The sequence below is a fragment of the Pantoea sp. SGAir0215 genome (genome assembly GCF_043543215.1).
Genome location: NZ_CP028031.1, coordinates 2,348,912 through 2,372,129 on the forward strand (window position 1 = coordinate 2,348,912; position 23,218 = coordinate 2,372,129).

Here is a 23,218-nt window from a genome sequence, read left to right on the forward strand (position 1 = left end):
CTGTTTTTGCGTCTGACGTTCCCGGATCGGATGGCCCGGCAAAATGCGAACGGCGGGCGTACAAAGCCTGACTAAGGCAGGGCAGAAGGTAGGCGCGTCAGTTTCTCAGGGGGCTGTTTCACCGGCTTTCAGGCTCAGAGACGTCCAAAACTGTGTCATGACTTTTTTACCGGTGACGGAATGTTTCAATTACCTTCACAATATATTTTTCGGATCATTGCAGTGCGCCTTGCACCGTGATCTCCTGCTTAATTTTGCCCTGATTGTCGACAGATCTGTTTATTTCCGTAGAAAGCCTCGCCTGAAACCCTTTATCGCCTGCTTATGTGAACCAGAATGTTTCTTACATAAACCATCACGACAGTAAAATAGTGCTGGCACACAATATGCTTTATTCCCACGCACAACATCTAATAATCAAAATCATACAGGGGCATATTATGGCGTCCACGGGACTTAAAAAGAAATTAGGATTGGTCGATCTGTCGTTACTGGGCATCGGCTCCATGATCGGGTCGGGCTGGCTGTATGCCGCCCTTAACAGCTCCGGTTATGCAGGCAGCCATACCGGCTGGGCCTGGGTGCTGGGTGCGGTGATTGTGCTGATGATTGGCCTGGTTTACGCCGAGCTCTCCTCGGCGTTGCCGCGCGCAGGCGGTTTTGTGCGCTATCCCAACTATTCGCACGGCAATATCGTCGGCTTTGTCATTGGTGTCAGTTCTCTGCTGGCGTATACCAGCACCGCCGGAGTGGAAGTGGAGGCTGTTCGTCAGTACGCGATTTACTGGTGGCCTGCCCTGGGGCATACGGACGGCAGCCCAACGGGATTGGGGTTTGTGGTGCAGATTGGGCTGCTGGTGGTATTTTTCCTGCTTAACTACTGGAGCGTGAGTTTCTTTGGTCGTGTGAATACCATTGTTACCACCTTCAAATTTATCGTGCCGGTACTGACCATCATTACGCTCCTGCTTTACTTTCATGCGCCGAATCTTGACGTTCCGCCAGCACCGCCGGGCGGGGCGCATGGTGTTTTTAGCTCACTGACGGGGGCAGGGATTGTCTTTGCCTACCTTGGTTTTCGCCAGGCCGTGGATTTTGCGAGTGAAGCCAAAAACCCACAGCGCAACGTACCGCTGGCGATTGGTATTGCCATTGCTGTCAGCTTCGTGATTTACCTGGCCCTGCAGTATGCCTTTATGGGCGCGGTGCCGGCCGATTTACTGTCACAACATGGCTGGGCCGGGCTGAAGCAGGTGTTCCAGTCGCCCTATGCCGATTTAGCGCGCAGCCTGGGACTGACCTGGCTGATTAACCTGATTCTTATCGACGCCGTGATTTCTCCGGCCGGAACCGGCAACATCTATCTGGCGGGGGCTGCGCGCGTGCTGTTTGCCTGGGCGCGTAACGGTCATCTGTTTAAAGTGTTTGGTGAAGTGGATGCAAAATCGGGCGTACCACGCGGCGCATTGTGGTTATCGCTGCTGCTGGCCATCGCCTGGACGCTGCCTTCTGAGTTTCAGGTCTGGGGCGGATTAATCGGTGCGGTCACCTCGGCCACCGTCTTTACCTATATGCCGGGCCCGATCACGCTGGGCGCATTTCGTCGTCACCTGCCGGACATGCAGCGCCCGTTTCGCCTGCCGATAGCCGGGCTGCTCAGTCCGCTGGCGTTTGTAGCCAGTACGCTCCTGATTTACTGGAGCGGCTGGTCGGTCAATGAGATTCTTATCCCGATCCTGATTATTGCCTGGGTCGCTTACGCCGTCTTTGGTAAGAAGAACAGCGAATTCAGTCAGGATCTGCGTTGCGCCTGGTGGCTGCTGGCTTACTACATTGTGGTGATGGTGATTTCCATGCTCGGTACCTACGGCGGGAGCGGCGTGATTAGCACGCCATTCGACATGATTCTTATCATTGTCGCATCCCTCGTCTGCTACTTTTGGGGCGTAAGCGCCAGCCTGGCGAAACCTAATATTACCAATGAGGAGGAGGAGTCGGTATCCTTCGGCAAACACGCGTCCTAGCGTTTATCGTCTGCGCCTGTGCCCGGCACAGGTGCAGTTTCTCATGACGGCGCTCAGTTGTGACATTCACTTTTTTGACCGCCCAATCCCGCCCACATCAGGCATTGTGCCGTTCTTCTTGCTCCTGCTGAGTGTGAAAAATCCTTTTTTTTGAGCCCATATATAAAAAGAAATAGAAAGCGGACAGGCAGCCCATAAAACTGATGCACGGACGTGCATCAATTATCGACATTAGTCCTCATTGCCCCATTGATTCAGAAAGGTGGCGATCTCGTCAATACGCGCCGCATCAATGCCTGCCTCGGCGGCCATCTCCTGCTGCGCGTCTTCGCTGATCACTTCGTTATTCATCAGCCGGGTAATCAGTAACTGGAAGTAGTGCGCCAGCGCATCATGTTCTGACTCGCTGACCGGCGTTGCTGTCTCTGCCGCGTATTCTTCAGCAATGTCATAATACTTGAGTGGAACATCAGGGGTCATATCAGGTCCTCAGGGAAAGTGCTTACTGCTTTTCAGGCGGCGATCATAGCAGGGTTGCGTGGGTTTTTCTGCCCTGCGGGCTGTCGTTACCGCGGGGCAGGTTCTGTTTCACCGGTGAGTGAACACAGCGGCAAGCGCGCCAATATCCCTGACGATCACATCGGGTTCAGGCGCCAACGGGAAAGGCGTTTGTCCCGGCCGCGCGATAAAGGCGGTTTTCATCCCCGCGCGCTTCGCACCGCCGACATCCCAGCCGTGCGCGGCTACCATCATGCATGATGTGGCTGGCTGTTTCATTTCATCCATTGCCCAGCGATAAACGCGCAAATCCGGCTTATAGACCTGTAATGACTCGACGCTGAGCACCCGGCTGAAAAAAGAGCTTAGCCCCGCCTGACTGAGTTGTTTTTCAGCCAGTGCCTGTGACGAGTTCGTCAACGCCACCAGCGTCAGGCCGTGCGATTTTAATGCGGATAAACCCTCAGCAACGTCAGGAAAAGCCGGCATGGCCGATAAGGCGTCAGCCAGCGAAGTAGCGTCAGGTAAAGGCGTGATCCCATAGCGTTCGGCGGTCATCTGCAGCACGGCTTCTGCAATATCACCAAAGCTGTGCCAGCTGCCTGTGACGGATTCCACCAGCGAGTAATGCAGCAGCGAAGTGAACCAGGCTTCTGCGCGTTCGGGTTTATTGCCCAGGCGACGCACCACACAGGCTTTTAACGGCGCGGTATCCAGGAGGGTTTCATTGACATCAAAAAAAAGCGTGTGGGTATCTTTACGGGTGACAGTCGTGTCTGTCATTTGACCTCCGTTAACCGTTGAATATAAACAGACGGTACAGTAACGCCCATCTGGTCAGGCTTAAGCGTAGAAGGCCCATCCGAAACACTCAACTGCGGGAAAGCGTGGCGCGTCTGGCCACGCCTCCAGTGGCTGGGACAAACAGCCCCAGCCCTGTTTCTCAGTGACCGTTCATCAGTCTTTCGACCTCGTCAGGTTTGTCATGCACGCCGAAGCGGTCAACCAAAGTTTGCGTTGCCGCATTCATTCCCCGCAGCCCGACCTCCGTGCCTTCCCGCCGGAACTTGATCACGATGCGGTCCAGCGCGCTCACTGACGTGATGTCCCAGAAATGTGCATGGGTGACATCAATAATGACGCGTTCCACCTCCTCGCTGACGTCAAAATGGCGGGTGAAGCGATCGGACGAGGCAAAAAAGACCTGGCCCGTCACGGTATAAATACGTGTGTTGCCTTGCCGCTCAGAGGACACCGCCATAAAGCGCGCCACTTTAGTGGCAAAGTTCAGCGAGGCAATCAGTACGCCGATCAGCACACCCAGCGCCAGGTTGTGAGTGGCGACCACAACGACGACGGTGGCCAGCATCACCACGCTGGTGGACATGGGATGGGTGCGCAGGTTGGCAATCGACTGCCAGGAGAAGGTTCCTACAGATACCATAATCATCACGGCGACCAGGGCTGCCATCGGGATCTGAGACACCCACTGGCGCAGAAAGACCACCATCAGCAGTAACACCACGCCCGCTGTCAGGGTAGACAACCGTCCCCGGCCGCCCGACTTCACGTTAATCACCGACTGACCAATCATGGCGCAGCCCGCCATACCGCCAATAAAGGCGGTACAGATGTTGGCGATCCCTTGCGCTTTGCACTCGCGGTTTTTATCGCTGCCTGTATCGGTCATGTCATCCACGATGGTGGCGGTCATCATCGACTCCAGCAATCCCACCACAGCCAGGCCTGCGGCGTAAGGCAGGATGATCAGCAGGGTGTGCAGATTCAGCGGAATGTCCGGGATCAGAAACACGGGCAGGCTGTCGGGCAGCCTGCCCATATCGCCGACGGTGCGCACATCCAGATGGAGCCATACAGAGATTGCAGTCAGAACAATAATGCAGACCAGGGGGGAAGGGATGGCTTTGGTGATCCGGGGGAAAAGATAAATGATGCCGAGCCCGGCAGCGGTCAGGGCATAAACCTGCCAGCTCACATGAGTCAGTTCCGGCAACTGGGCCATAAATATCAGGATGGCCAGCGCGTTGACGAAGCCGGTCACCACCGAGCGGGAGACGTAGCGCATCAGACTGCCTAACCTGAGATAGCCTGCCAGCAACTGCAGAAGGCCGGTCAGCACGGAGGTCGCCAGCAGATACTGCAAGCCGTGCTCTTTAACCAGCGTGACCATCAGCAGCGCCATCGCGCCGGTGGCGGACGAAATCATCGCCGGTCGGCCACCGAGAAAGGCCATAACGAAGGGAATACAGAACGCGGAGTAGAGTCCGACCTGGGGATCTACGCCAGCGATAATCGAAAAGGCGATCGCTTCTGGAATAAGGGCGAGCGCGACCACAATACCGGCAAGGACGTCACCCCGGACGTTACCCAGCCAGTCCTTACGCGTCGAGGACAGCAACATATTGATTTCTCAGTTTTTTAGATGAAAGTAAGCCCATGCGGGCAAAATTTAGTGATGCAAAAGCACATCCGCAGTCGGGATGTTATTGCGTGCGCGATCGGTTAAGCCGGTGCGCCAGGGAAGGGGGAAAACTCAGGGTGGCGTAAGACGCATGATGGTAATTCTCCTTTACGGCCATAAGGGGCTTTCAGGAAGGACATTCCTGCCCGGACGCGATATCCGGGGCAGACGGCGATGCCTGTCAGGTGACGAAATGGTGCTTTCCTGAGCAGAACAGCGACTCACTATAAACAAAACGACACGCAGGTCAACATTAAATCGTCCTGCGTATTCCTGACAGGCTGCAAAGTCAACCCGAAAGTGAGTGTCAGGGGAACACAGTGAGGAAGGGGGGCGGCCGTACTTGAAAGAAAGCGCCACGCGTCGTGAGCCAGCTGTATCCGCGTGTTTGACGCGATCGTTTCGTTTACAGAACGTGTTTTGACCGCACGAGGAGCAAAAGACAACACCGTGGTTATTCACAACATGCCGTGAAGTGTCGTCCCTGACAGTATCTCCGGCCGGTACACGCTCGCGCGAGACCGATGAGGTTATCTCGTATCGTCGTCTTCCGGCCGGGGCCGGACTACGTCCATTGGCGTTATTTCTTTTCTTCGTTCAGGCCTGCAAGTGTCTGCAGGTAGGGCACTGGCTGCTTTACGAGACCGGGCGTTAAAAATGCTCTTAGCCATGTTCTGGCTTCCAGGATTTTACTCAGGCGATCGTCGCTGCAATTGTCTGTTGCCATGCGTCTCAGTTCATTCATCAGAGAAGTAATGTTTATTTCCCTGTCAGCCAGCGCCAGGTGCAATGCTGCTTCGCCAATAATGACGTGGCCTTTCTCGTCGTCTTGAAGTAACACGGTCAATCCTCCATAAGCACGATTTATGACAACCTCACCACTGACTGTAGTCGTCCCCGCAGATAATGCCTGCTTAAAATATTCAGCACTTACCCTGTTCTGTCGTGATGCGCTCAGAAACAGGTACGCGTAACCCAGACCAGGTCTGTTATTCGTGCGTTAAAGGGAACATAATGGCACTGCGACCGGAAGGGAGAAAATCTTTTTCATTTAAAGTTATTACCGTTAGCGTAATCTCTTCGGGTGTTCAGTTTCATTTGCACTGTCTTAACCTGAAAGCGCAAGAAAGAGCCAGGGTTGGGTGGTGGGATGAAAAGTGATAAACTGTATGTTTATACACCTGCCGGGAGGACGATTGAAAAACAATGAGCACGATATTTCACAAGAGGTGCTTGCTCTGGTAGGCAGAACCGTCAGCCAGCTCCTGAGACGGGAGGGCACTGTCATGCCTGAAGACCTGACGAGGGCCTTGCAGACGATGAGTGAACATAGCGTAGAGGCAAAAACGCGCGCGGACTGCGGTGAACTCATTATCCGGCTTATGAAAAAGATGCATTAATATCCGCTTCACGTCAGGCATCTTCTTATCTGCGTCGCAGTCGGGCCTGTCGCCGTAAGCTACGTGCGCAGAATATCGGGCCTTACTCTCTCTGGTGTCGTTCCGGTCACGGTAATACGAAACGTTTTGTCTTCCAGAAAGCCTTGCCTGGCAGGGATAGCGCTTCGACGCTGTTTTCACCCCCAAACAGACAGCCTGCTTGTGTCGTTAATCGTAAATGACTTGCTTTGACAGACGTGTATAACGCTGAGACACGGTCAGTTCCGTGAGGTTTCATCGGCATCTTGTGACAGATGGGCGGCATGGTCATCGTCCCTGTCATCAGGAGAGCGACGAGCGGCCATATCGGCTTTAATTTCACTGATGGCCATGCTTACTGCGCGGCTTTTCTCTTCGCTGTCAGAAGAACGCATGATGGCATCAAGATTTTCCAGCACGCTCTTGAATGTGACGCTGCCCTGATCCTCAAGGGATGCCAGGGCAGCCTCTCCAATGAGTGTGTCACGGAGTTTTTCATCTTTACTGTATGTCATTATTACTCTCTGAATAAGTTTTGCCTGCCCGGCTGTCGTGTATATCAGCCACTGTGCCGCAAAGTCCCTTTCAGAAGGTTCCAGCCAGTATCAGAACAGAAGGCGCAACAGTTCCTGCAGGTGTTCTTCTTCCTGAGGAGAAGAAACATGGCTCATACGTTCAATGAGCGACTTGCAAAGCGCTTTGCGGTTCAGCGTACGACCTGCTCTGAGTATTTCAACCACAACAACGCCCAACGTTTCCTGCTGAGAGGGCAGTGATGCGCGGCTGAAGAAGGATGAAACATCTTTACTTACGCCAGTTACGGGCAGTCTGTGTTGCATAAGTTTCTCCATTGTACAGTTATTATGCTGAGTGTATATATCTAAGTTATACAACAAATCAGTCATTGTACAGGTTTATTTTGGGTTCTGATTTTTAGAGGTCAAATCATCAGGTTTCAAAGTAACTGATCGCCCAATGACGTTGGGAGAAACGGACAGGATGAGCCAGACAGCCGCTCTGATGGGACAGTCAACAAACGCCTGTAAACATGGGGGCCGGGCCTTTTTTCTTCTTAACGCGACATCGTTCCGCTGTACATCGCTGGTTTAATGACAGGCGTATTTCTCTGTTATGCTTTGGCCACGTCTTTATAAATACCCTGGCCAGTGTTATCCCTGGCTAAGCGCGAAGAGGGTGTGCCATAAAACGGGTGGGCCGGGTCACATCCTGTTGCCAGCGCCTTCGCCGCCGATCAAAAGTCGGCTTGCCGGGCCCCTGTGTTGTTATGTACGGCGCGCCAGTCCTGGCGGTAAATGTTTTTTCTCTGAGGATTACACTATGACGGCCTTTTATCAACTCAGTGCTACGCGTTTACATGGCGAGCGCATTACGATGGCCGACTACGCTGGCAAGGTGGTGTTGGTGGTGAATACCGCCAGTCATTGTGGCTTCACGCCCCAATATGCAGGCCTGGAAGCGCTTTACAAAAAGTATGCCGATCAGGGGCTGGTGGTACTGGGCTTTCCCTGCAACCAGTTCGGCAGGCAGGAACCCGGTAATGCCGACGATATCGCACAGACCTGCCATATCAACTATGGCGTGAGCTTCCCGATGTTCGAGAAAGTCGAGGTCAACGGCGCCGCAGCGCACCCGGTGTTTCGTTTCCTGAAACAGGCATTGCCTGGTGTGTTGGGTGGGCGGATTAAGTGGAATTTCACTAAGTTTCTGATCGCGCGTGATGGTAAACCGCTCAGACGATTTGTCCCCATCACTTCTCCTGAAAAAATGGAAGCCGCGATTGTTGCCGCGCTGGAAAGCACAGCGGCTGTGATTTGAAGCGTTGATCTGGCGTGCCAGCAAAGGACAGCGACCCGGTCAGGTTGTCTGCCGTGCCGCAACCGGCGCCAGGAGGCTGACTGGCGCAGCGTTTGCCTGTCACCTCAGTAGCGCACCCGGCTGCTGCTCAGACGCAACGCGGGCGCGGCTGCCATAACCGGGCCCGGAATGACCGGCATGCCACCCAGCACAGACAGAAATGCCTCTGCCCAGTGATGGCTGTCATGCAGATGTAACCCCTTCATCAGGCGCGCGTGCAGGTGTCGCCGTTCACGCAGCGGCATCAGCAGGGCACTGTGAATGGCATCGGCCATGGCATCCGGATCGTAGGGATTGACGATAAGCGCGCCGTCCATCTGCTCCGCCGCGCCCGCGAACTGTGACAGGATCAACACACCCGGGTTTTCCGGATCCTGCAGGGCCACATACATCTTCGCCATCAGACTCATGCCTGACATCAGGGGCGTGGCCAGCGCGACGCGTGAGGCACGATAAATACCCGCCTGCTCCTCACGGCTGTAGGCATGCGTCAGGCAATTCACGGGATACCAGTTCATCATGCCATGCACGCCATTACATTCTCCGCACAGAGTTTCTAACGTGTGCGTGACAGCCGCTGCCCGGTCCGCGTAGCCCGCAGAAGGCGGGGCCAGTTGCAGCAGGGTAATATTTTTTTGATAGACGGCATGTTTGCGCAGTAACACTTCTATCGCGCTGATGCGGTAAGGCAGTCCGGCGCTTTCATCAAGATGACCGCCGCTCAGAACGGTGTTTTCCGGTAAGCTTTCACGACACTGCATTTCCATAAACGCACAGCTGTTGCTGTCACGCAGGCAGCGCACATCGTCCAGATCGATCCCGACAGGAAAGACGCCGAGCTTTACAATCCGCCCCTGCACGCGAACGCTGTCTACGCTCAGGCGCTCGGTGCGGAATTCGCTTTCCAGCCAGACGATAAAGTTGTTCAGGTCCTGAACGGTCTGAAAGCCGAGCAAATCACAGCACAGCAGCGACTGTGTGAGCCAGCGCCAGTCGGGAATCGCCTCAAACATCGTGCCTGAGGGAAAGGGCTGGTGCAGGAAAAAGCCCACAGGAGTAGTCAGTCCGGCCTCACGAAGGTAATGGGCGCAGCCCAGCAGATGGTAATCCTGTATCCAGATGGTGTCTTCGGGCATAGCGTTATCACAGATGACCCGCGCATAGGCTTCGTTAATCTTTTTGTATTCCCGATAGCCGTCAGCAGAAAAGCGGGCCAAATCCGGACGCTGGTGGAAAACCGGCCACAATCCCTGATGAATATAATGGTGATAACCCTCTTTCACTTCGGCGGAAGACAGAGGAAAGGTCAGCGTTTCATAAGGGCCTTTCTGCTGAATGCTCAGCGGCCTTGGTGCATCAGAAGGCAGCATCGTCGTCTCACCATCCCAGCTTATCCAGAGTCCGCCGTGGCGGGAAAGCAGGCCTTCATAAATTGCAGACAGCGTGGAACGTTGTGAATGATTATGTGATACCAGGATAAAACCTGACATGGTGTTTTCCTTATGGGCGGGCAGGGCATCAGTTGCCGTGCCCGGCGTCCAGCCGTGATCGGGTTGAGGTCGGATGAAAAACTGCAGCAGGCCACACATGGCAAAGCGTCCTGTCCGCTTAATGGTGGTGGGCGCGGTCAGCGCTCAACGAGTCGCTCAGGCCGTAAGGCGCAACCGCCCTGAGATAAAGACCCGGCAGAGAGGCATGGCAAATGAATCCGTTGCGTTCAAGAAAGTCCTGGGCGCTGTCGCTCAGTGCAATAATGCGATGACAGCCACTGGCGCCAGGGTGGGTCAGACAGCAGTGGAGCAGCCAGGATCCCAGCCCGATATAGCGATACTCTGGCGAGATAAACAGGTCCTGTATAACCCAGGTTTCGGCCATATCGGTAACGACCCGCGCAAAACCGATCTGCCGGGTATGACGATAGAGGCCAAAGCAAAGACTGCTGTTCAACGCCAGCGTCAGCAGACGTGCATCGGGAATAGCCGAACCCAGCCACTGGGCAATCAGCCGCGGATTGAGCATGGACGGATCGGTGTTGACCTCCATCGTCTCTCTGAACCATTTACGGGGAGAAAGCAGGCGCAGCCGCTGCTGCTCGGCAAGATCCGCAATCACGGCATCACCACAAACCGGCAGGAAAGAGGCCGCATTCACACATTTCATCAACGGTTTCCTTTTACATGGACGCCTCAGCGCCCGGTGCCGTTGATTTAAGCGCCCGGCGTGTAAAAGTGGCGTAAAAAAGATCGGGTGCGGTGTAAAAAGGGTGCAAAGGAAAGGGTGAAGACATGGGGCCTGTGCCAGTGAAGAAGCCCCCGTGGCGCAAAGATTACGTGCCGTCGTATCCCCAGCCTGATATATCCCTGTCTTCTCTCCTGAAAAGGGCGGCATGCATACGCTGAGGACGGGACAGACAAGCAATGTTATGTGAAGGCGACTCGCCTTCGTCTCTGCCCGAGCTGTACCGCAGGTCGCGTTTCAGGTGACCGGTTCTGACGATTTAACAGGGTATAAAGCGGCTATCTTCTGCTTTATGCGCCGATCTGCCATTGTTTTGCTGCGTTCATCATCCAGGCTGCTGCACGCGTTCATACTGCGCTGATAAAGGGCAGTGAGGGATTTTCCTACCGGCGGAGTGATGCTGATTTTTGCCGCAAAAAAGCCGAAACAGCCACCATCAGCCCGGTCGTTCCGCCGTGAGGATAACGGTAACGCTTAGGTGAAGGGCGCGGTGAAGGCAATCTGGCAGAGTCATCATGACAACGGGAGATAACCGCACACATTACATATTTACAAATTTAAATGTGTAAATATAATGCCAGCCCTGTTTCTTTTTAAGGATGTTAATTATGCCGTCTCTTTTCACGCCCCTGACGCTGGGTGATCTCACGTTGCGTAACCGCATTGCGCTTCCACCCCTGACCCGTTGCCGTAGCGAGCAGCCGGGCAACATTCCCGGCAGGATGATGGTGGAGTACTATCGCCAGCGTGCCAGCGCGGGCTTCATGATCACCGAAGGTACGCAAATTGAACCGCGCGGGCAGGGCTATGCCTGGACGCCTGGCATTCACAGCGACGCACAAATTGCGGGATGGCGAAACGTCACCGACGCTGTGCATGCAGAAGGCGGAACGCTCTTTTGCCAGCTCTGGCACGTGGGCCGCGTATCGCACAATGCGTTGCAGCCCGGTAAACAGCCGCCTGTTGCTCCTTCCGCCGTTGCCGCCAGCGGCGTACGGGTCTTTATTGAAACCGGACCAGGTGCCGGTATGCTGACGGAACCCAGCATGCCGCGCGAACTGACCACATCGGAAGTCAAAGCGATTGTGGCGATGTACCGCACGGCAGCAGAGAACGCGAAAAAAGCCGGTTTTGACGGTGTCGAGCTGCATGCCGCCAACGGTTATCTGATCAATCAGTTTATTTCTGAACACACCAATTTCCGTACCGATGAATATGGCGGCTCCCTTGATAACCGCCTGCGCTTTCTGCGTGAAGTCACCGAAGCGGTGAGTGCGGTATTTGGCAGTCACCGTGTCGGCGTACGTTTCGCGCCATTGTTCTCAAGCACAGAGGAAGAACGCGTTTATCTGGGGCTGGTTGAACGCGATCCGCATGCTACCTACATTCGTGCTGCGCAGATGCTAAACGAGCTTGAAACTGGCTATCTGTCTATCGCCGAAGCGGACTGGGACAACAGTCCGGAGATGCCCGAAAGCTTCCGTATTGCGCTGCGTGAAACCTTCCGTTCCCCCATCATGTATTCCGGACGTTATACCAGGGAAAAGGCCGAACGTATGCTGGAAAAGGGATGGGGCGATCTGTTTGGCTTCGGGCGCACGTTTATCGCTAACCCGGATTTACCGGCGCGTTTCAAAATGGGCTACCCGCTGAACAACGCGGATCCTGCCTCACTGTATGGTGGAAGTGAGAAAGGCTATACTGACTACCCTTTCTATTCTGCTTGAGGTTCTGAGACGGCATGACACCTGAAAATGCCATTAAATTACTGGCTAACCCGACACGGGTTGCGGTGCTCAAATGGCTTAAACGCCCTGACGAAGCCTTTGCTGACTATTCTCAGCTGTATCCCTTCGATCAGTACGGTGTCTGTGCCAGTCTTATTCAGGACAAAGCGGGCCTCTCACAGCCCGCCACCTCGTTATGTCTGAAAGCGCTGCATGATGCCGGCCTGCTTGAGGCAAGCAAGGTCGGTAAATGGACATACTATCGCCGGCGTGAAGAGGCGGTTCACGAGATGAATATGTCAATTATCCAGGCCCTGCAGGATCTGTAGGCGGCTTGTCAACGACAGTCATACGGACGTCCGGTAACGCTGCGTTGTGGCACATCAGGACATGCATGAAAATCAGCGCCAGGCTCACGCATTTCGCTGGCGAGGAAGAGAGGGCGCATGAGCGCCACTCTCTTTTACCGTTGCGACGTTTAGGGCAGCCTGAATAAGTCACGATACAAAGCGCCATCCCTTCGCAACACGCGCCGGAATCTGTCGCAGATACCACAGCCTGTGAACCTGCGCCAAGCGGATGTGATTGCCCCTGTACCTTCCTGATGAAGCCTGGAATGCCGGCGTTACCTGAATGTTCAGACGCTAAACGATCCAACAATCTGTCGTAATGTTTGGGCCTGTTCAGACAGCGAACGGGAGGCCATTGACGATTCCTGGACCAGCGCCGCGTTATTCTGTGTGACGCCGTCCATCTGATTCACTGCCACGCTGACTTCTGAAATTCCCTGCAGCTGCTCAGAAGAGGCCCGGGCAATCGAGTCCATCCCTTCAGCCAGGTCGCTGACCATACTCATGACCTTCAGGACGCTCTGCCCGGTTAGCGCGGCAATTTCTACGCCGCTGTCAACGTGTGCGACGGCCTGTTCAATCAGACGCTTGATGTCTTTCGCGGCTGTGGCACTACGCTGGGCAAGTGTCCGCACCTCACCAGCCACGACGGCGAATCCGCGACCATCTTCACCTGCACGCGCGGCTTCCACGGCGGCATTCAACGCCAGGATGTTGGTCTGAAAAGCGATGCTTTCAATCACGGACGTAATATCACGGACCTTGACTGCGCTCTCATGGATGTTGTGCATGGTATCGGTCATGTGGCTGACCTTGGACTTGTCGGCGTTAACGGTCTCTGCTGTTGCCCGGGCAGATTCAGCGGTCTGCTGCGCACCGGCTGTGTTGCTCTTCACCGTGCTGGTGAGCTGCTCCATGCTGGCGGCGGTCTGCTGCAGCGCGGCAGCCTGCTGCTCGGTTCGTGATGAGAGTTCTGTATTTCCCCGGTCGATTTCATCGGCCGCCAGCGCAACGGACGCGGAGGCGTCTTTAATCTGCAACACGATCCCGCGCAGTCTGGCTTGCATCGCGTCGAGAGACGCCATGAGGCTGCGGTCATCATTTTTTCGCAGTTGAACCGTTGAGGTCAGATTCCCTTGTGAAATAGCGTAAGCGAGCCGTTGCGCTGTAACCGGCTCACCGCCGAGTTCACGCATAATCTTGCGAATCAGGTAACTTCCCGTCAGCAAGCCCAAAATGACCGCAATGCCCAGCAGAACCAGCAAAATAATATAGGCCTGCTCCGTTGTCTTACTGTTCTGACTGACGGCATTATCAGAGCGCTGAGTGAGCACTTCGCCCATTGAGGTGAGTCCGTCAATCAGGGGGTTCTGGGCTGGTCTGACGGTATCAAGAAGAAATTTCACTGTTGCTGCGTTATTTTTCCCCAATGCCAGAGGAACAGTATTACTGAAGGAATCCAGGGCATTTTTTTGACTCTTTTCGATTGCCTCAAACGCTTTTTTTTCCTCGTTACTGCCCGACTGGTCAATCATCTGGCCCAGTTGAGAACTGCTGTCAACAAACCGGGCTTTTAATTTTTCAAGACGAGCGGATTGCTCTTCAAGACCTTTTTCATCTGTAAATAAGGACAGATTCCTTACCGTGATTGCCATATCACGCTGAATAAGTGTCAGGTCTGTGATTAATTTTGTTTTCTTCATATCACCCTGAACAATGGCTTCAAGGGTGTTTTTAGACTGGTATAAAGAATGAATGGCTACCACTATGCACAGGGAGAAAAAAATGATTAACGTGCCAAAACCCAAACCGAGCCGTGTTGCGATCTTCATAAATCTATCCTGATAAAGGGAGAGGGGGACGGTGATCTTTCGGCACAGACAGACCAACCTTTATCGAAACCAGGACAATTAAATGTAAGAAAACACGTTATGGTAATTTCTGGAAAAATTAAATTTTGTCAATGAGTTAAGACGCATTATTCATAGGTTTTTCTTATATCCCTCCCGTCATCAAACCATCGGTAAATCGCAGTAAAAAAGTCATGTCTTCCCCTCTGTCGTACGGCGTGACGGGTTTCAGCATGACTTAACAGAAGGACAGATCACTGCGCTGGCCATGAAGGCGTCCGGGCGGAAAGGGCGCGTCAGTTCTGTGCGCATCTTAACCGCGGGCGGGCATCCCAATGAAAATGCAGAGAACCAGCCTGCCGCAACTGTCGCCCTGTCCAGCGCTGACCCATCAATAACAATAATCGCAGTAATCGTTGAAGCAATTGCCTCCTGTGTCGATAACGCATGCTCAGCTCAATGTTGGGGCTGAGCCTGAAGCGTCAAAGCTGATTATTACTCAGTCATTTGTGTGCTTTTTTACGACACCAGTACGTGCATTCCTTTTAATTACAGTGGAAACAACAATATGTCTGTCATCAAGACAATGACCAGAAGCTTAACCGGTTCACGTTTTGCGGGGGGATCTCAGCCCGCCAACGGGATCTTTAACTGTGAAAGCTTACCCACTTCGCTCTCTGCAGCAGGCCTCAGCAGTCGTGCTGCGGGTATTTTGCTGACGTTTGTGCCGCCAGAGGCCGATTTTCATAAGGTCAGTCAGGCATGGCAACGCTTTACATCAACAGATTTGACCGTCATTACGCTCTCCTCTAACGGAGCGCTCAGCGCCAGCGGCAAGCAAACAACGTACTGCAAAGGCGACGGGCAGGAAGGCAGCTGGCTCTGGTTACCCCGTAACCTGATTGCAGAGCATGAAACACATGTGGTCGATCTGCACCTTCATGATACCCACACGGCGACGGACCGCATTCGTGCCATCCAGGATGAGCTGGCTGCGTTGAGGCTGAGCATGCCGCTCTCTGCTGACCGTACCTTTGCCATGATTTACTGTGACGGCCTGTCTGCATCGGAAGGGTTTTTAATGCAGGCCTGGTATAATACGGGCCGCTTTCCCTGCCTGGCAATCGGCGGATCCGCCGGTGGACGCGTCACCTTTGACGGGACATGGATTGGCGCTGGCGGGCGTGTACTGCAGGGGAAAGCCGTTATTGTTTTCTGCAAAATGGCGGCGGGTAAGTCCTTTTCACCCTTTAAGAGTCAGAACTTCGAGCCACTGAACAAGAGCTGGCTGATTGCCGAGGCGGATCCGGTTAAGCGTACCCTGTCTTCCGTGTTCAACCCACAGGGGCAGCAACAGCCCTTCACCCAGGCACTGGCTGAACATCTGGGCTGCAATGAACAGCAGCTGACGGAGCGTCTGAAAGGTTTAACATTTGCGGTGAAGGTAGGTGACGCGTATTTCATTCGTTCTGTAGCGAAGATGGACAGCCACAGTGTACAGTTTTTTTGCGATCTGGAATTTGGCGATCGGCTTTACTTAATGCGTGAAACCGATTTTAAGCAGGCTACGCTGCGGGACTGGCAGGCCTTTACGCAACGTCACGGCAAACCGGCGGCGGTCCTGATGAATGACTGCATACTGCGCCGACAGGGCAATCCCGATAAGCTGCACGATGCGCATTTCTTTAAAGGCATCCCGGCTGCCGGGTTCTCCAGCTTTGGTGAAATTCTGGGCGTACCGATCAATCAGACCTTGTCTGCACTGGTATTCTTCAATCATAACGTAAACGCCATGGCGCAATTTCCGGTGGAATATGCCAGCTATGCCGCGCACTATGCGCAGCGCGCGTTACGTCGCTGGGAAGCGCTAAACCGCGTCCAGTCGGGCGTGCTGGCTCGCGTGGTGAATTATCAGCAGGAGTTGGCACCTATCGTTCAGGCGCTGCCGGTGCTTGAGGCGGCAACCCAGAGCCAGAGCGAAGCGTTGTCGATGGCCGAAAGCAGCATTCGCGCTATCAGCACTCTTGCCAAAGAAAGCCAGCAGGCACAAGGGCGCCTGGGGGACGGGCTGGACGATCTGGAAGCGATATCTAACGGTATCAACGTTATTACGCACGGCATCAGCAATATCGCTTTCCAGACCAATATTCTGGCGCTCAATGCCGCTGTCGAGGCTGCACGCGCGGGGGAAGCTGGCAGAGGATTTGCCGTTGTGGCAGGGGAAGTTCGCCGTCTGGCGCAATCCTCGAAAGAGCAGGCTGAAGCGACCGCAAGCAACATTAATGATGCGGTCGACACGATCTCGCGTATCCGCGATGTCGCGACAAACACGGTACAAACCGCGACGGACATGGCAGACCGCAGTATCCAGGCTGCCGATGCGATTGCCGCCATGAGCGATCGAAGCCGTCATGAACGGGCAGGGATGGCGAAACAGCTGGATAATCTGCGCACCTTAACGGCAGGTATGGATGCCATGCAGGAAGCGGTCGCCGAGCTGAAAGTGCTGCAGACACTTTCCTCGTCACGGTAAGTCACTGCTGGCGCCGCGACCAGGAAGGCCCTGCGCCAGTCTCTGTTAAACAGGGATAACAACTAAGGTAATGGCAAAGTGAACCCGGGCTTTCTTGTTGTTATTTATCATACCTCGTCAGATTGCTTATTTACCGCCTTATTTTCAAGACGGAAAATTCAGCATGGGTTGCGTTTGATCCTCAATGTTTTAGCGGCTTTTTTCAAACCTGTTCTGTGAAGCTTTAAACAAAAAAGCCACGCATTCGCGTGGCTTTTACAACCTTATTCATTCACGTGCAGTTTGTTTTAATTACAGGGATTAGACGTTAAATCGTGTTTTTTTAATCATCACATTGATTTATATGTGTTTTATTTTTAGTGCAGATTCCTGTACTCATGCATGTATTCACTTTGAGTTTTGTGAATATTGACTTCATAATCATCTACTCAACCATGTGTATATTTTCAATAGATTAGATGATGTCTACTTGCCAACCACGCTGCAGAAGCAACTGAATTTGTTCACTAGATATTCGGTCAGAGTGAAGGGCTAGACATAGTAAATGTTTCGGACGACTCATTGCGACATAAAACTGCCGCATAAAAACTTTATTGGGTTTGAATGCTCTAAGTGAATTTGGTTTATCTGGTAGGCTGGCATTGGAATGCTCTACGTTGGGTAGCTCTCCAGTCAAATATGGCAACATAGTTTGTAGATCGAATGTGTGATTTTTTGTCTCAATGACTAGCGTTGCATCATGGGTCTCGCCTTTAACAGCATGTATTGTTGATAGCTCAATATGAAAGCCATCCTCATGGATTAGAGTGTTAACTCTCAAGGGAGTAAGTGAGCTTGCGCGTTCAGCCTGCCTGGCTTCATCTGGATTTGTATCTTCATGAAATGCCATATAATCTGTTGCCTCGGCGGGGATGTTTTCTAACCTTAGCAAGGAAATTAATGTACGGCAGGCAATTTCCCAATGTTGTTGTTTTGTCACTTTAGTCTCGGTGAGTAAATAAAATAACCCTTTACGAAAGCGAGTCCAGTTTCCTATTTTGATTAAATGTTCTCGTAATGTTGTACTGGAAAAATATTTCTCATTGTCATCCATCTTATTGCTCATTCGCATAAGCTTAAGAATACACGTTAGTAGGAGTTTATAATTATCTGCCAAATCGATAGTTGAATTTTCTTGGCACCGGCGAACAACTTCTATAAAAAAATTTTCTTTGAAATGATTTTTTGTTTTGGTTTTATCAAAATCAGGCCAATAATGGCCTATTCTAAACTGTGCTTCATTGGATGTTATTTTAGCTCCGACTGCACCAACAACTTTCACCGTGAATTTTTTATTTTTTTTATATTCTACAGAAAACTGATTTGAAACAATTTGAGCAAAATGCTCAATGACTTCTTCGCAAGTATCGTCATTGAAAATGATAACAGTATCGGAAAATCTATCTCGAGTAGTATGGGCTTGTGCTCTATCTAACAAATTTGCTTCTGTTAACTCCGTTTCCAATGGGATTTCATTGAAACTTAACTTACAGATTTTGTTAGATTGAACTCCATCAAAGCGATGAGATGTATGAATTACATAATCCATCTGGTCTCGCAACTTACCGTTAAAGCTTTGATTAGGCTCTTCTGTTCCAATGTTATTAAAAATAGATTGATCTGGATCGCCAAAACGCTGAACAATGAGTGATGAATTATGCAGGAAGACTTTACTTAAAAGCTCATCTTGGAATTTTTGTGTATCCTGCATTTCATCAATTAAAACAAACGGAAACCTTGCCCGAATGACCTCAGCTAATTCAGGATTGTTTGTGCATGCTTTATCGGAGTGCGTATACATATCACGAAAAAGAAAAACGCCTCGTTCATCCAGATAATTTTTTAATCGGCCAAGGTCGCGTATAGCCCTCTGAAGATTATTATCTTGATTCCAGCTTCTGGGTTTTTTATCAAGATTAATTTCTTCACCATTCTGAGAAATATATCGAAATGTACCTCTGAAGAAAGCCTCTTGTTCTATAGTATTACCTAATCCATTTAATGTCCCTTTAAACCAAGAAAATTGAGCTAATTCGAGCAGTTTAATAGCTTGCTTAGCGTATATGTCATTGTCTACTGTGATATCTTGAATACCACGAGATCTGATATAGGGTAATGCTAAAAAGCGGTGTACAAACTCCTGAATGGTCCCAATAAAATGAGGATATTTCAGTAAACGCTGTGCAGCTTTTGAAGTTGAGCATTCAAGGCGGCTAATGATCTCATCTTTAGCCACATTGGTATGAGATAGGACGCATATCCCTCGGTGTGGAGAGTTCCACTTTTTAGCAAGAAGAATGAGCTTAGTGGCAATTAATGTTGTTTTTCCACTTCCTGGGCACGCTTGTACATCAATAGAGTGCATAGCTTTCAGAATTGAAATACGAATATCATCCTGTAGAATAAGTTTTTCAGATTCGGCTATCTCGGTAATGTCGTCATGCGTAATGAAGCCTTCAAACGACTGCGGCATTCTGCACCTCTTCAGTATCTTCTTCAATTAGCTCTGTTACATATTGAATAGCCTCAATTAGATAGTTTGGAAGCCTCTTTTTGAGTTCGATTGCAAACTCGTTTTTTGCCTTTGTTTGGGCCAACTTAGAAATATCGCTATTATTAGCATCCTCATCACTAAGAGAAGCTATCGTGTCCTGATGATGTCAGACGGTGCGTAATGGTCGAGTTGGCACCGCTTGAACATGAAGAGTTTGGCATCATCCTACTCAATAACCAGAATCAGCTATTACATCGGGAAACTTTGTTCAGGGGCACATTGAATACGGTCAGCGTTCACCCCCGCGAAGTGATCAAGCTTGTGCTGAAACACAACGCCGCCGCCGCTATTCTCGTTCACAACCACCCCAGCGGCGAGCCAGAACCCAGCCGAAGTGATATCAATTTGACTAAAAAGCTAAAGGGGCTGCTGGAGATGCTGGACGTGCGGTTGTTAGATCACTTTATCGTTGCTGGCACTGAAACAGTATCGATGGCTGAACGAGGGCTGGTCTGATGCAAGCAATTACTTGGTTTAATGTACGTTAAAATAATCCAGCTATGCTATTTTACGAAACTTATTGTGTAGTAGAATATATTTTAATTTAGACTAACTTATGACGATTAATCTGCTGTAGACGTCGCCTGAAAGTACAACCCGATAGACACTCTGGTATCCAATCGGGATGTACCTTTTGCTTATATCAGGTGAAGATTATTAATCAGTACATTTTTCGAGAAACTGTTGCGGTCAACGCCAAACATCCTGTCAAACTCCATATGATCTTTTTTATAATCCATTTTCAGTCTTGCGCGTGCTGTTTTTTTAAACTTCATGGGAGACTGCTTATAGGCAAGACTAAAGCTCCGTGAAAAGTGAGGTAGCGAGGTAAAGCCACAGGCACAGCTGATGTCAGTTAAAGACCAGTCGGGTGCCAGATCGATAAATTCTTTTGCCAAGGTGAGTCTGACCTTCCACATCCATTTTATTGGCGTGATGCCATAGAACAGGTTGAAGACGCGGCAGATATCAAAGCGGGTCTTGCCGCTGATGCGTTCGAGATCTTCTAATAAAATGTCTTCAGAGATATTTTCAATGATGTAGTCAATAACTTTGACGATGCAGTGTGCCTTTTCTGCTTTCGCTTGTTTGCCATAAATGACCAGATGCCGATTTTCAAGATCATCCACTATTTTCCGGCTAAATCCCTCTTTTTCTGCTTCTGTCAGTCTGTGTTCTAACATACACACTCCTTATGTTACCGATGATAAGTTGAACCGTGAATTTATTCGGGTGCTGCTTATAGTTTCAATTAGCAATCAACGTGCCAAAAAAGTTAACTAAATAACATGCTGTTTATTATGGTTTTTATTAACTTTCCCTGTTTCGGGAAGGCGGGTTTCCCGGAAGTGGGAAGAAGGAAGCGTGCGGGCTGGTCATTAATCCCATTAGTGGGAATGCCCGTCTGGCACGTCTCAGGCGTGTAACTGTTCTGCTAAACGGCTGTTTTGTCAGAAAGGGACGTTCCGTTAATGAGACGGACAGGAAATCAGAGTGGGAGGATAATAACCCTCTTATTTCAAGCTGATGATTTAAAAAAAGAAAATTAAATTTTTTTTGTGGCACACTCTTTGCTTGAGTCTTACCAGCATTTTCACAGGGTAAGACAATGGATATTTCAATCACACAGCCAGGTCATAAACAGTGGTTCAGAAAGCACGGGATTAAATGGATCTCCGGAGGGCTGGTTTTCGCCACGTTAATTGTGATTTATAACGTAAAGTTTTCTCCTTATAAGGTCCCGCTCAGTAGCCTCTCCGTAGCAGAGGTGAAATTTGGCAATTTTTCGGTGGATGTCAGAGGGAATGGTGTATTGCTTCCACAGGACATTAATTGGGTTTCAGCCAGCGTTGATGCCCGGGTCGAGGCGGTCATCTACAAAGCGGGCACGCGGGTTAAAAAAGGCCAGTTGCTGGTTAAGATGAGTAATCCTACGGTTGAACAACATTACCAGGAAAACAAACTGGAATATGATGCCCTTCAGGCAGAGACTGACGCCAGAAATGCGGAGCTAAAAAATAAAATTCTTAATCAGGAAGCTGTGCTACTGGATGCAAAGTCTCGTTTATCGGGTTCTGAAATGAAGCTTAAAGCGCAGAAAAAGTACATCGCTGCCGTACCCATGCTGGATTATGAGACGACCCGTATTGCGACTGAGCTCAATCGTCATCAGGTTGATTTTGAAGAAAAACGTTTAGCTACCCTAAAGCAGAGTGTTGACGCTGACACCAAAGCCAATCTGATGCGCCTGAGGAAATCTGCCTCCTTGGTCGTCCTGAGCGAAGAGCAAATGCAGTCCCTGAATGTGACCTCCCCGATTGATGGTGTATTGCAGGATGTTGCCGTGCAGGCCGGGCAGCGCATTATAACGGGAAGTAACATTGCCCGGCTGGCCAAAGAAAAAGACCTTTACGCTGAACTGAAAGTCCCTGAGTTGCAGTCGCGGGATTTAGCGGTGGGGCAGCCAGTGATGATCAACACAGGAAGAAGCACGTTTCAGGGGCGGGTATCGAGGGTTGATCCGGCGGTGGTTAATGGTACGGTCAAAGTTGATGTGACGTTTGAGGGGCCTCTGCCGCAGGAAGCCCGACCCGATTTAAGTGTTGATGGCTTGATTGCCGTGGCAAAAATTTCGCAAACGCTGTTTGTGGAAAGACCCCCTTATGCGCAAAACAATCTGCCTTCCACACTCTACAGGCTTGATGAAAAAGAGCAGTCAGCCACCAAAATGAAGGTGGATTTTGGTCAGGGTTCAGTTGATTTCATCCAGATCACCAGTGGCTTGCGCGCTGGCGACAAAATTATTCTGAGCGACAGTTCTGCCTGGCAGGATGCTGATCAGATCGCAATCACGCCCTGAATGCACAACACCCGACAGCAACGATAAAAGGACAATTTATGGACACCGAAACAATGGAAAATTTGGTAGAACTCAACAATATCAACAAGATTTTTCTGACGGATGAAATTGAAACGCATGCGTTAAGCAAAATCAGCTTTACCCTGTCTAAAGGTGAATATGTGGCCATTTCCGGTCCTTCAGGATGCGGAAAATCAACGCTTCTTTCCATTCTTGGTTTACTGGACGTCGCATCTTCCGGCACCTATACCCTGGCCGGACATAATGTCGAAAATATGACTAAGCAGCAGCGTGCCTCTTTGCGTAATCGCGACATTGGCTTTATTTTCCAGTCATTTAATCTGATTAGCGATCTGACCATTGAAGAAAATGTGGCGCTGCCGCTGACCTACCGTAAAGAGATGAGTAAAGCAGAAAGACAAAGCCGGGTAAGTGATGCGCTGGCGAAGGTTCATATGTCGCACCGGGCGCGCCATTATCCTTCGCAGCTGTCAGGCGGTCAGCAGCAGCGCGTTGCAGTCGCGCGGGCAATTGTCGGCTCTCCCTCCGTCCTGCTGGCGGACGAACCGACAGGTAACCTAGATTCAAAAAATGCCGAAGCGGTAATGGATATTCTGGACAATCTGCACAGAGAGGGCGCAACCATCTGTATAGTGACGCATGACCCGCGCTCTGCTGAACGCGCTCAGCGCAGTATCATTCTTTCTGATGGTCAGGTTGTCGCCGATGGTTTACATAACCATGAACTCACGCTGATCAGGGAAGCATAA

General features: G+C 51.2%; 19 protein-coding genes and 1 pseudogene. 9 read left to right on the forward strand and 11 right to left on the reverse strand.

Annotated elements, in window-relative coordinates; all coding sequences use genetic code 11:
* Positions 1-440 precede the first annotated feature (440 nt).
* Positions 441-2,024 carry an APC family permease gene (locus C1N64_RS11035; RefSeq protein WP_039340752.1) on the forward strand — a complete coding sequence of 528 codons (1,584 nt, stop codon included), beginning with the start codon at positions 441-443 and terminating at the stop codon, positions 2,022-2,024.
* A 231-nt stretch (positions 2,025-2,255) separates the two neighbouring features.
* Here C1N64_RS11035 and C1N64_RS11040 read toward each other — a convergent pair whose 3' ends face one another.
* The 4 genes from C1N64_RS11040 to C1N64_RS11055 form a co-directional block, all read right to left on the reverse strand.
* Entirely contained in the window at positions 2,256-2,504 is a 249-nt protein-coding gene (locus tag C1N64_RS11040; RefSeq protein WP_367143111.1) for a DUF2543 family protein, read from the reverse strand.
* A gap of 108 nt (positions 2,505-2,612) precedes the next feature.
* Positions 2,613-3,305 carry a haloacid dehalogenase type II gene (locus C1N64_RS11045; RefSeq protein WP_039340748.1) on the reverse strand — a complete coding sequence of 231 codons (693 nt, stop codon included), beginning with the start codon at positions 3,303-3,305 and terminating at the stop codon, positions 2,613-2,615.
* Between the two features lie 160 nt (positions 3,306-3,465).
* Entirely contained in the window at positions 3,466-4,944 is a 1,479-nt protein-coding gene (locus C1N64_RS11050) for a SulP family inorganic anion transporter (protein WP_058708732.1), read from the reverse strand.
* A gap of 640 nt (positions 4,945-5,584) precedes the next feature.
* Complete coding sequence (locus tag C1N64_RS11055; RefSeq protein WP_006119675.1) at positions 5,585-5,845, reverse strand: hypothetical protein; 261 nt, start codon at positions 5,843-5,845, stop codon at positions 5,585-5,587.
* A 355-nt stretch (positions 5,846-6,200) separates the two neighbouring features.
* On the opposite strand from C1N64_RS11055, the gene C1N64_RS11060 reads away from it, so the two are divergent.
* Entirely contained in the window at positions 6,201-6,404 is a 204-nt protein-coding gene (locus C1N64_RS11060) for a hypothetical protein (protein WP_072209174.1), read from the forward strand.
* A 257-nt stretch (positions 6,405-6,661) separates the two neighbouring features.
* Here C1N64_RS11060 and C1N64_RS11065 read toward each other — a convergent pair whose 3' ends face one another.
* Positions 6,662-6,937 (reverse strand): hypothetical protein, encoded by a 276-nt coding sequence (locus C1N64_RS11065; protein WP_039340736.1) that lies wholly within the window; start codon positions 6,935-6,937, stop codon positions 6,662-6,664.
* Between the two features lie 90 nt (positions 6,938-7,027).
* Positions 7,028-7,261 carry a regulatory protein YcgZ gene (gene ycgZ, locus C1N64_RS11070; RefSeq protein ID WP_006119672.1) on the reverse strand — a complete coding sequence of 78 codons (234 nt, stop codon included), beginning with the start codon at positions 7,259-7,261 and terminating at the stop codon, positions 7,028-7,030.
* 499 nt (positions 7,262-7,760) lie between these two features.
* Between ycgZ and C1N64_RS11075 the strand changes: the two genes are divergently transcribed.
* Complete coding sequence (locus C1N64_RS11075) at positions 7,761-8,258, forward strand: glutathione peroxidase (RefSeq protein WP_394514798.1); 498 nt, start codon at positions 7,761-7,763, stop codon at positions 8,256-8,258.
* A 104-nt stretch (positions 8,259-8,362) separates the two neighbouring features.
* On the opposite strand, the gene C1N64_RS11080 is transcribed toward C1N64_RS11075, so the two are convergent.
* Positions 8,363-9,787, reverse strand: a complete 1,425-nt coding sequence (locus C1N64_RS11080; RefSeq protein ID WP_394514799.1) for an alpha,alpha-trehalose-phosphate synthase (UDP-forming) — start codon at positions 9,785-9,787, stop codon at positions 8,363-8,365.
* 118 nt (positions 9,788-9,905) lie between these two features.
* On the reverse strand, positions 9,906-10,457 hold the full coding sequence (locus C1N64_RS11085; RefSeq protein WP_054633930.1) for a GNAT family N-acetyltransferase: 552 nt from the start codon (positions 10,455-10,457) through the stop codon (positions 9,906-9,908).
* Positions 10,458-11,143: 686 nt separating this feature from the next.
* Here C1N64_RS11085 and C1N64_RS11090 point away from each other — a divergent pair.
* Together C1N64_RS11090 and C1N64_RS11095 are read left to right on the forward strand one after the other, a co-directional pair.
* The gene (locus C1N64_RS11090; protein ID WP_367143110.1) at positions 11,144-12,262 is read left to right on the forward strand and encodes an alkene reductase; all 1,119 of its coding nucleotides are present in this window, start codon (positions 11,144-11,146) and stop codon (positions 12,260-12,262) included.
* A gap of 14 nt (positions 12,263-12,276) precedes the next feature.
* On the forward strand, positions 12,277-12,591 hold the full coding sequence (locus C1N64_RS11095) for an ArsR/SmtB family transcription factor (RefSeq protein WP_058701698.1): 315 nt from the start codon (positions 12,277-12,279) through the stop codon (positions 12,589-12,591).
* Between the two features lie 308 nt (positions 12,592-12,899).
* Here C1N64_RS11095 and C1N64_RS11100 read toward each other — a convergent pair whose 3' ends face one another.
* On the reverse strand, positions 12,900-14,444 hold the full coding sequence (locus tag C1N64_RS11100; protein WP_033741048.1) for a methyl-accepting chemotaxis protein: 1,545 nt from the start codon (positions 14,442-14,444) through the stop codon (positions 12,900-12,902).
* A 586-nt stretch (positions 14,445-15,030) separates the two neighbouring features.
* Between C1N64_RS11100 and C1N64_RS11105 the strand changes: the two genes are divergently transcribed.
* On the forward strand, positions 15,031-16,995 hold the full coding sequence (locus tag C1N64_RS11105; protein WP_367143108.1) for a methyl-accepting chemotaxis protein: 1,965 nt from the start codon (positions 15,031-15,033) through the stop codon (positions 16,993-16,995).
* A 454-nt stretch (positions 16,996-17,449) separates the two neighbouring features.
* On the opposite strand, the gene C1N64_RS11110 is transcribed toward C1N64_RS11105, so the two are convergent.
* A complete protein-coding gene (locus tag C1N64_RS11110) occupies positions 17,450-19,507 on the reverse strand; it encodes a UvrD-helicase domain-containing protein (protein ID WP_394514800.1) in 2,058 nt (685 codons plus the stop codon).
* A gap of 165 nt (positions 19,508-19,672) precedes the next feature.
* Here C1N64_RS11110 and radC point away from each other — a divergent pair.
* Positions 19,673-20,044: pseudogene (radC, locus tag C1N64_RS11115) on the forward strand (DNA repair protein RadC); the annotation flags it as partial.
* A 182-nt stretch (positions 20,045-20,226) separates the two neighbouring features.
* Here radC and C1N64_RS11120 read toward each other — a convergent pair.
* Positions 20,227-20,772 (reverse strand): helix-turn-helix domain-containing protein, encoded by a 546-nt coding sequence (locus C1N64_RS11120; protein ID WP_263758397.1) that lies wholly within the window; start codon positions 20,770-20,772, stop codon positions 20,227-20,229.
* 425 nt (positions 20,773-21,197) lie between these two features.
* Between C1N64_RS11120 and C1N64_RS11125 the strand changes: the two genes are divergently transcribed.
* Positions 21,198-22,448, forward strand: coding sequence for an efflux RND transporter periplasmic adaptor subunit (locus tag C1N64_RS11125; protein WP_263758395.1), 1,251 nt, complete (start codon positions 21,198-21,200; stop codon positions 22,446-22,448).
* 53 nt (positions 22,449-22,501) lie between these two features.
* Positions 22,502-23,218 (forward strand): ABC transporter ATP-binding protein, encoded by a 717-nt coding sequence (locus tag C1N64_RS11130; protein WP_209502252.1) that lies wholly within the window; start codon positions 22,502-22,504, stop codon positions 23,216-23,218.

What these genes read in the sequence shown, in the direction of transcription:
- C1N64_RS11045 (WP_039340748.1), bottom strand. Translation starts at nt 3,305, where the DNA reads ATGACAGACACGACTGTCACCCGTAAAGATACCCACACGCTTTTTTTT.
- C1N64_RS11120 (WP_263758397.1), bottom strand. Translation starts at nt 20,772, where the DNA reads ATGTTAGAACACAGACTGACAGAAGCAGAAAAAGAGGGATTTAGCCGG.
- C1N64_RS11065 (WP_039340736.1), bottom strand. Translation starts at nt 6,937, where the DNA reads ATGACATACAGTAAAGATGAAAAACTCCGTGACACACTCATTGGAGAG.
- C1N64_RS11105 (WP_367143108.1), top strand. Translation starts at nt 15,031, where the DNA reads ATGTCTGTCATCAAGACAATGACCAGAAGCTTAACCGGTTCACGTTTT.
- C1N64_RS11125 (WP_263758395.1), top strand. Translation starts at nt 21,198, where the DNA reads ATGGATATTTCAATCACACAGCCAGGTCATAAACAGTGGTTCAGAAAG.
- C1N64_RS11095 (WP_058701698.1), top strand. Translation starts at nt 12,277, where the DNA reads ATGACACCTGAAAATGCCATTAAATTACTGGCTAACCCGACACGGGTT.
- C1N64_RS11035 (WP_039340752.1), top strand. Translation starts at nt 441, where the DNA reads ATGGCGTCCACGGGACTTAAAAAGAAATTAGGATTGGTCGATCTGTCG.
- C1N64_RS11050 (WP_058708732.1), bottom strand. Translation starts at nt 4,944, where the DNA reads ATGTTGCTGTCCTCGACGCGTAAGGACTGGCTGGGTAACGTCCGGGGT.
- C1N64_RS11080 (WP_394514799.1), bottom strand. Translation starts at nt 9,787, where the DNA reads ATGTCAGGTTTTATCCTGGTATCACATAATCATTCACAACGTTCCACG.
- C1N64_RS11100 (WP_033741048.1), bottom strand. Translation starts at nt 14,444, where the DNA reads ATGAAGATCGCAACACGGCTCGGTTTGGGTTTTGGCACGTTAATCATT.
- C1N64_RS11075 (WP_394514798.1), top strand. Translation starts at nt 7,761, where the DNA reads ATGACGGCCTTTTATCAACTCAGTGCTACGCGTTTACATGGCGAGCGC.
- C1N64_RS11090 (WP_367143110.1), top strand. Translation starts at nt 11,144, where the DNA reads ATGCCGTCTCTTTTCACGCCCCTGACGCTGGGTGATCTCACGTTGCGT.
- C1N64_RS11085 (WP_054633930.1), bottom strand. Translation starts at nt 10,457, where the DNA reads ATGAAATGTGTGAATGCGGCCTCTTTCCTGCCGGTTTGTGGTGATGCC.
- C1N64_RS11130 (WP_209502252.1), top strand. Translation starts at nt 22,502, where the DNA reads ATGGAAAATTTGGTAGAACTCAACAATATCAACAAGATTTTTCTGACG.
- ycgZ (WP_006119672.1), bottom strand. Translation starts at nt 7,261, where the DNA reads ATGCAACACAGACTGCCCGTAACTGGCGTAAGTAAAGATGTTTCATCC.
- C1N64_RS11040 (WP_367143111.1), bottom strand. Translation starts at nt 2,504, where the DNA reads ATGACCCCTGATGTTCCACTCAAGTATTATGACATTGCTGAAGAATAC.
- C1N64_RS11110 (WP_394514800.1), bottom strand. Translation starts at nt 19,507, where the DNA reads ATGCCGCAGTCGTTTGAAGGCTTCATTACGCATGACGACATTACCGAG.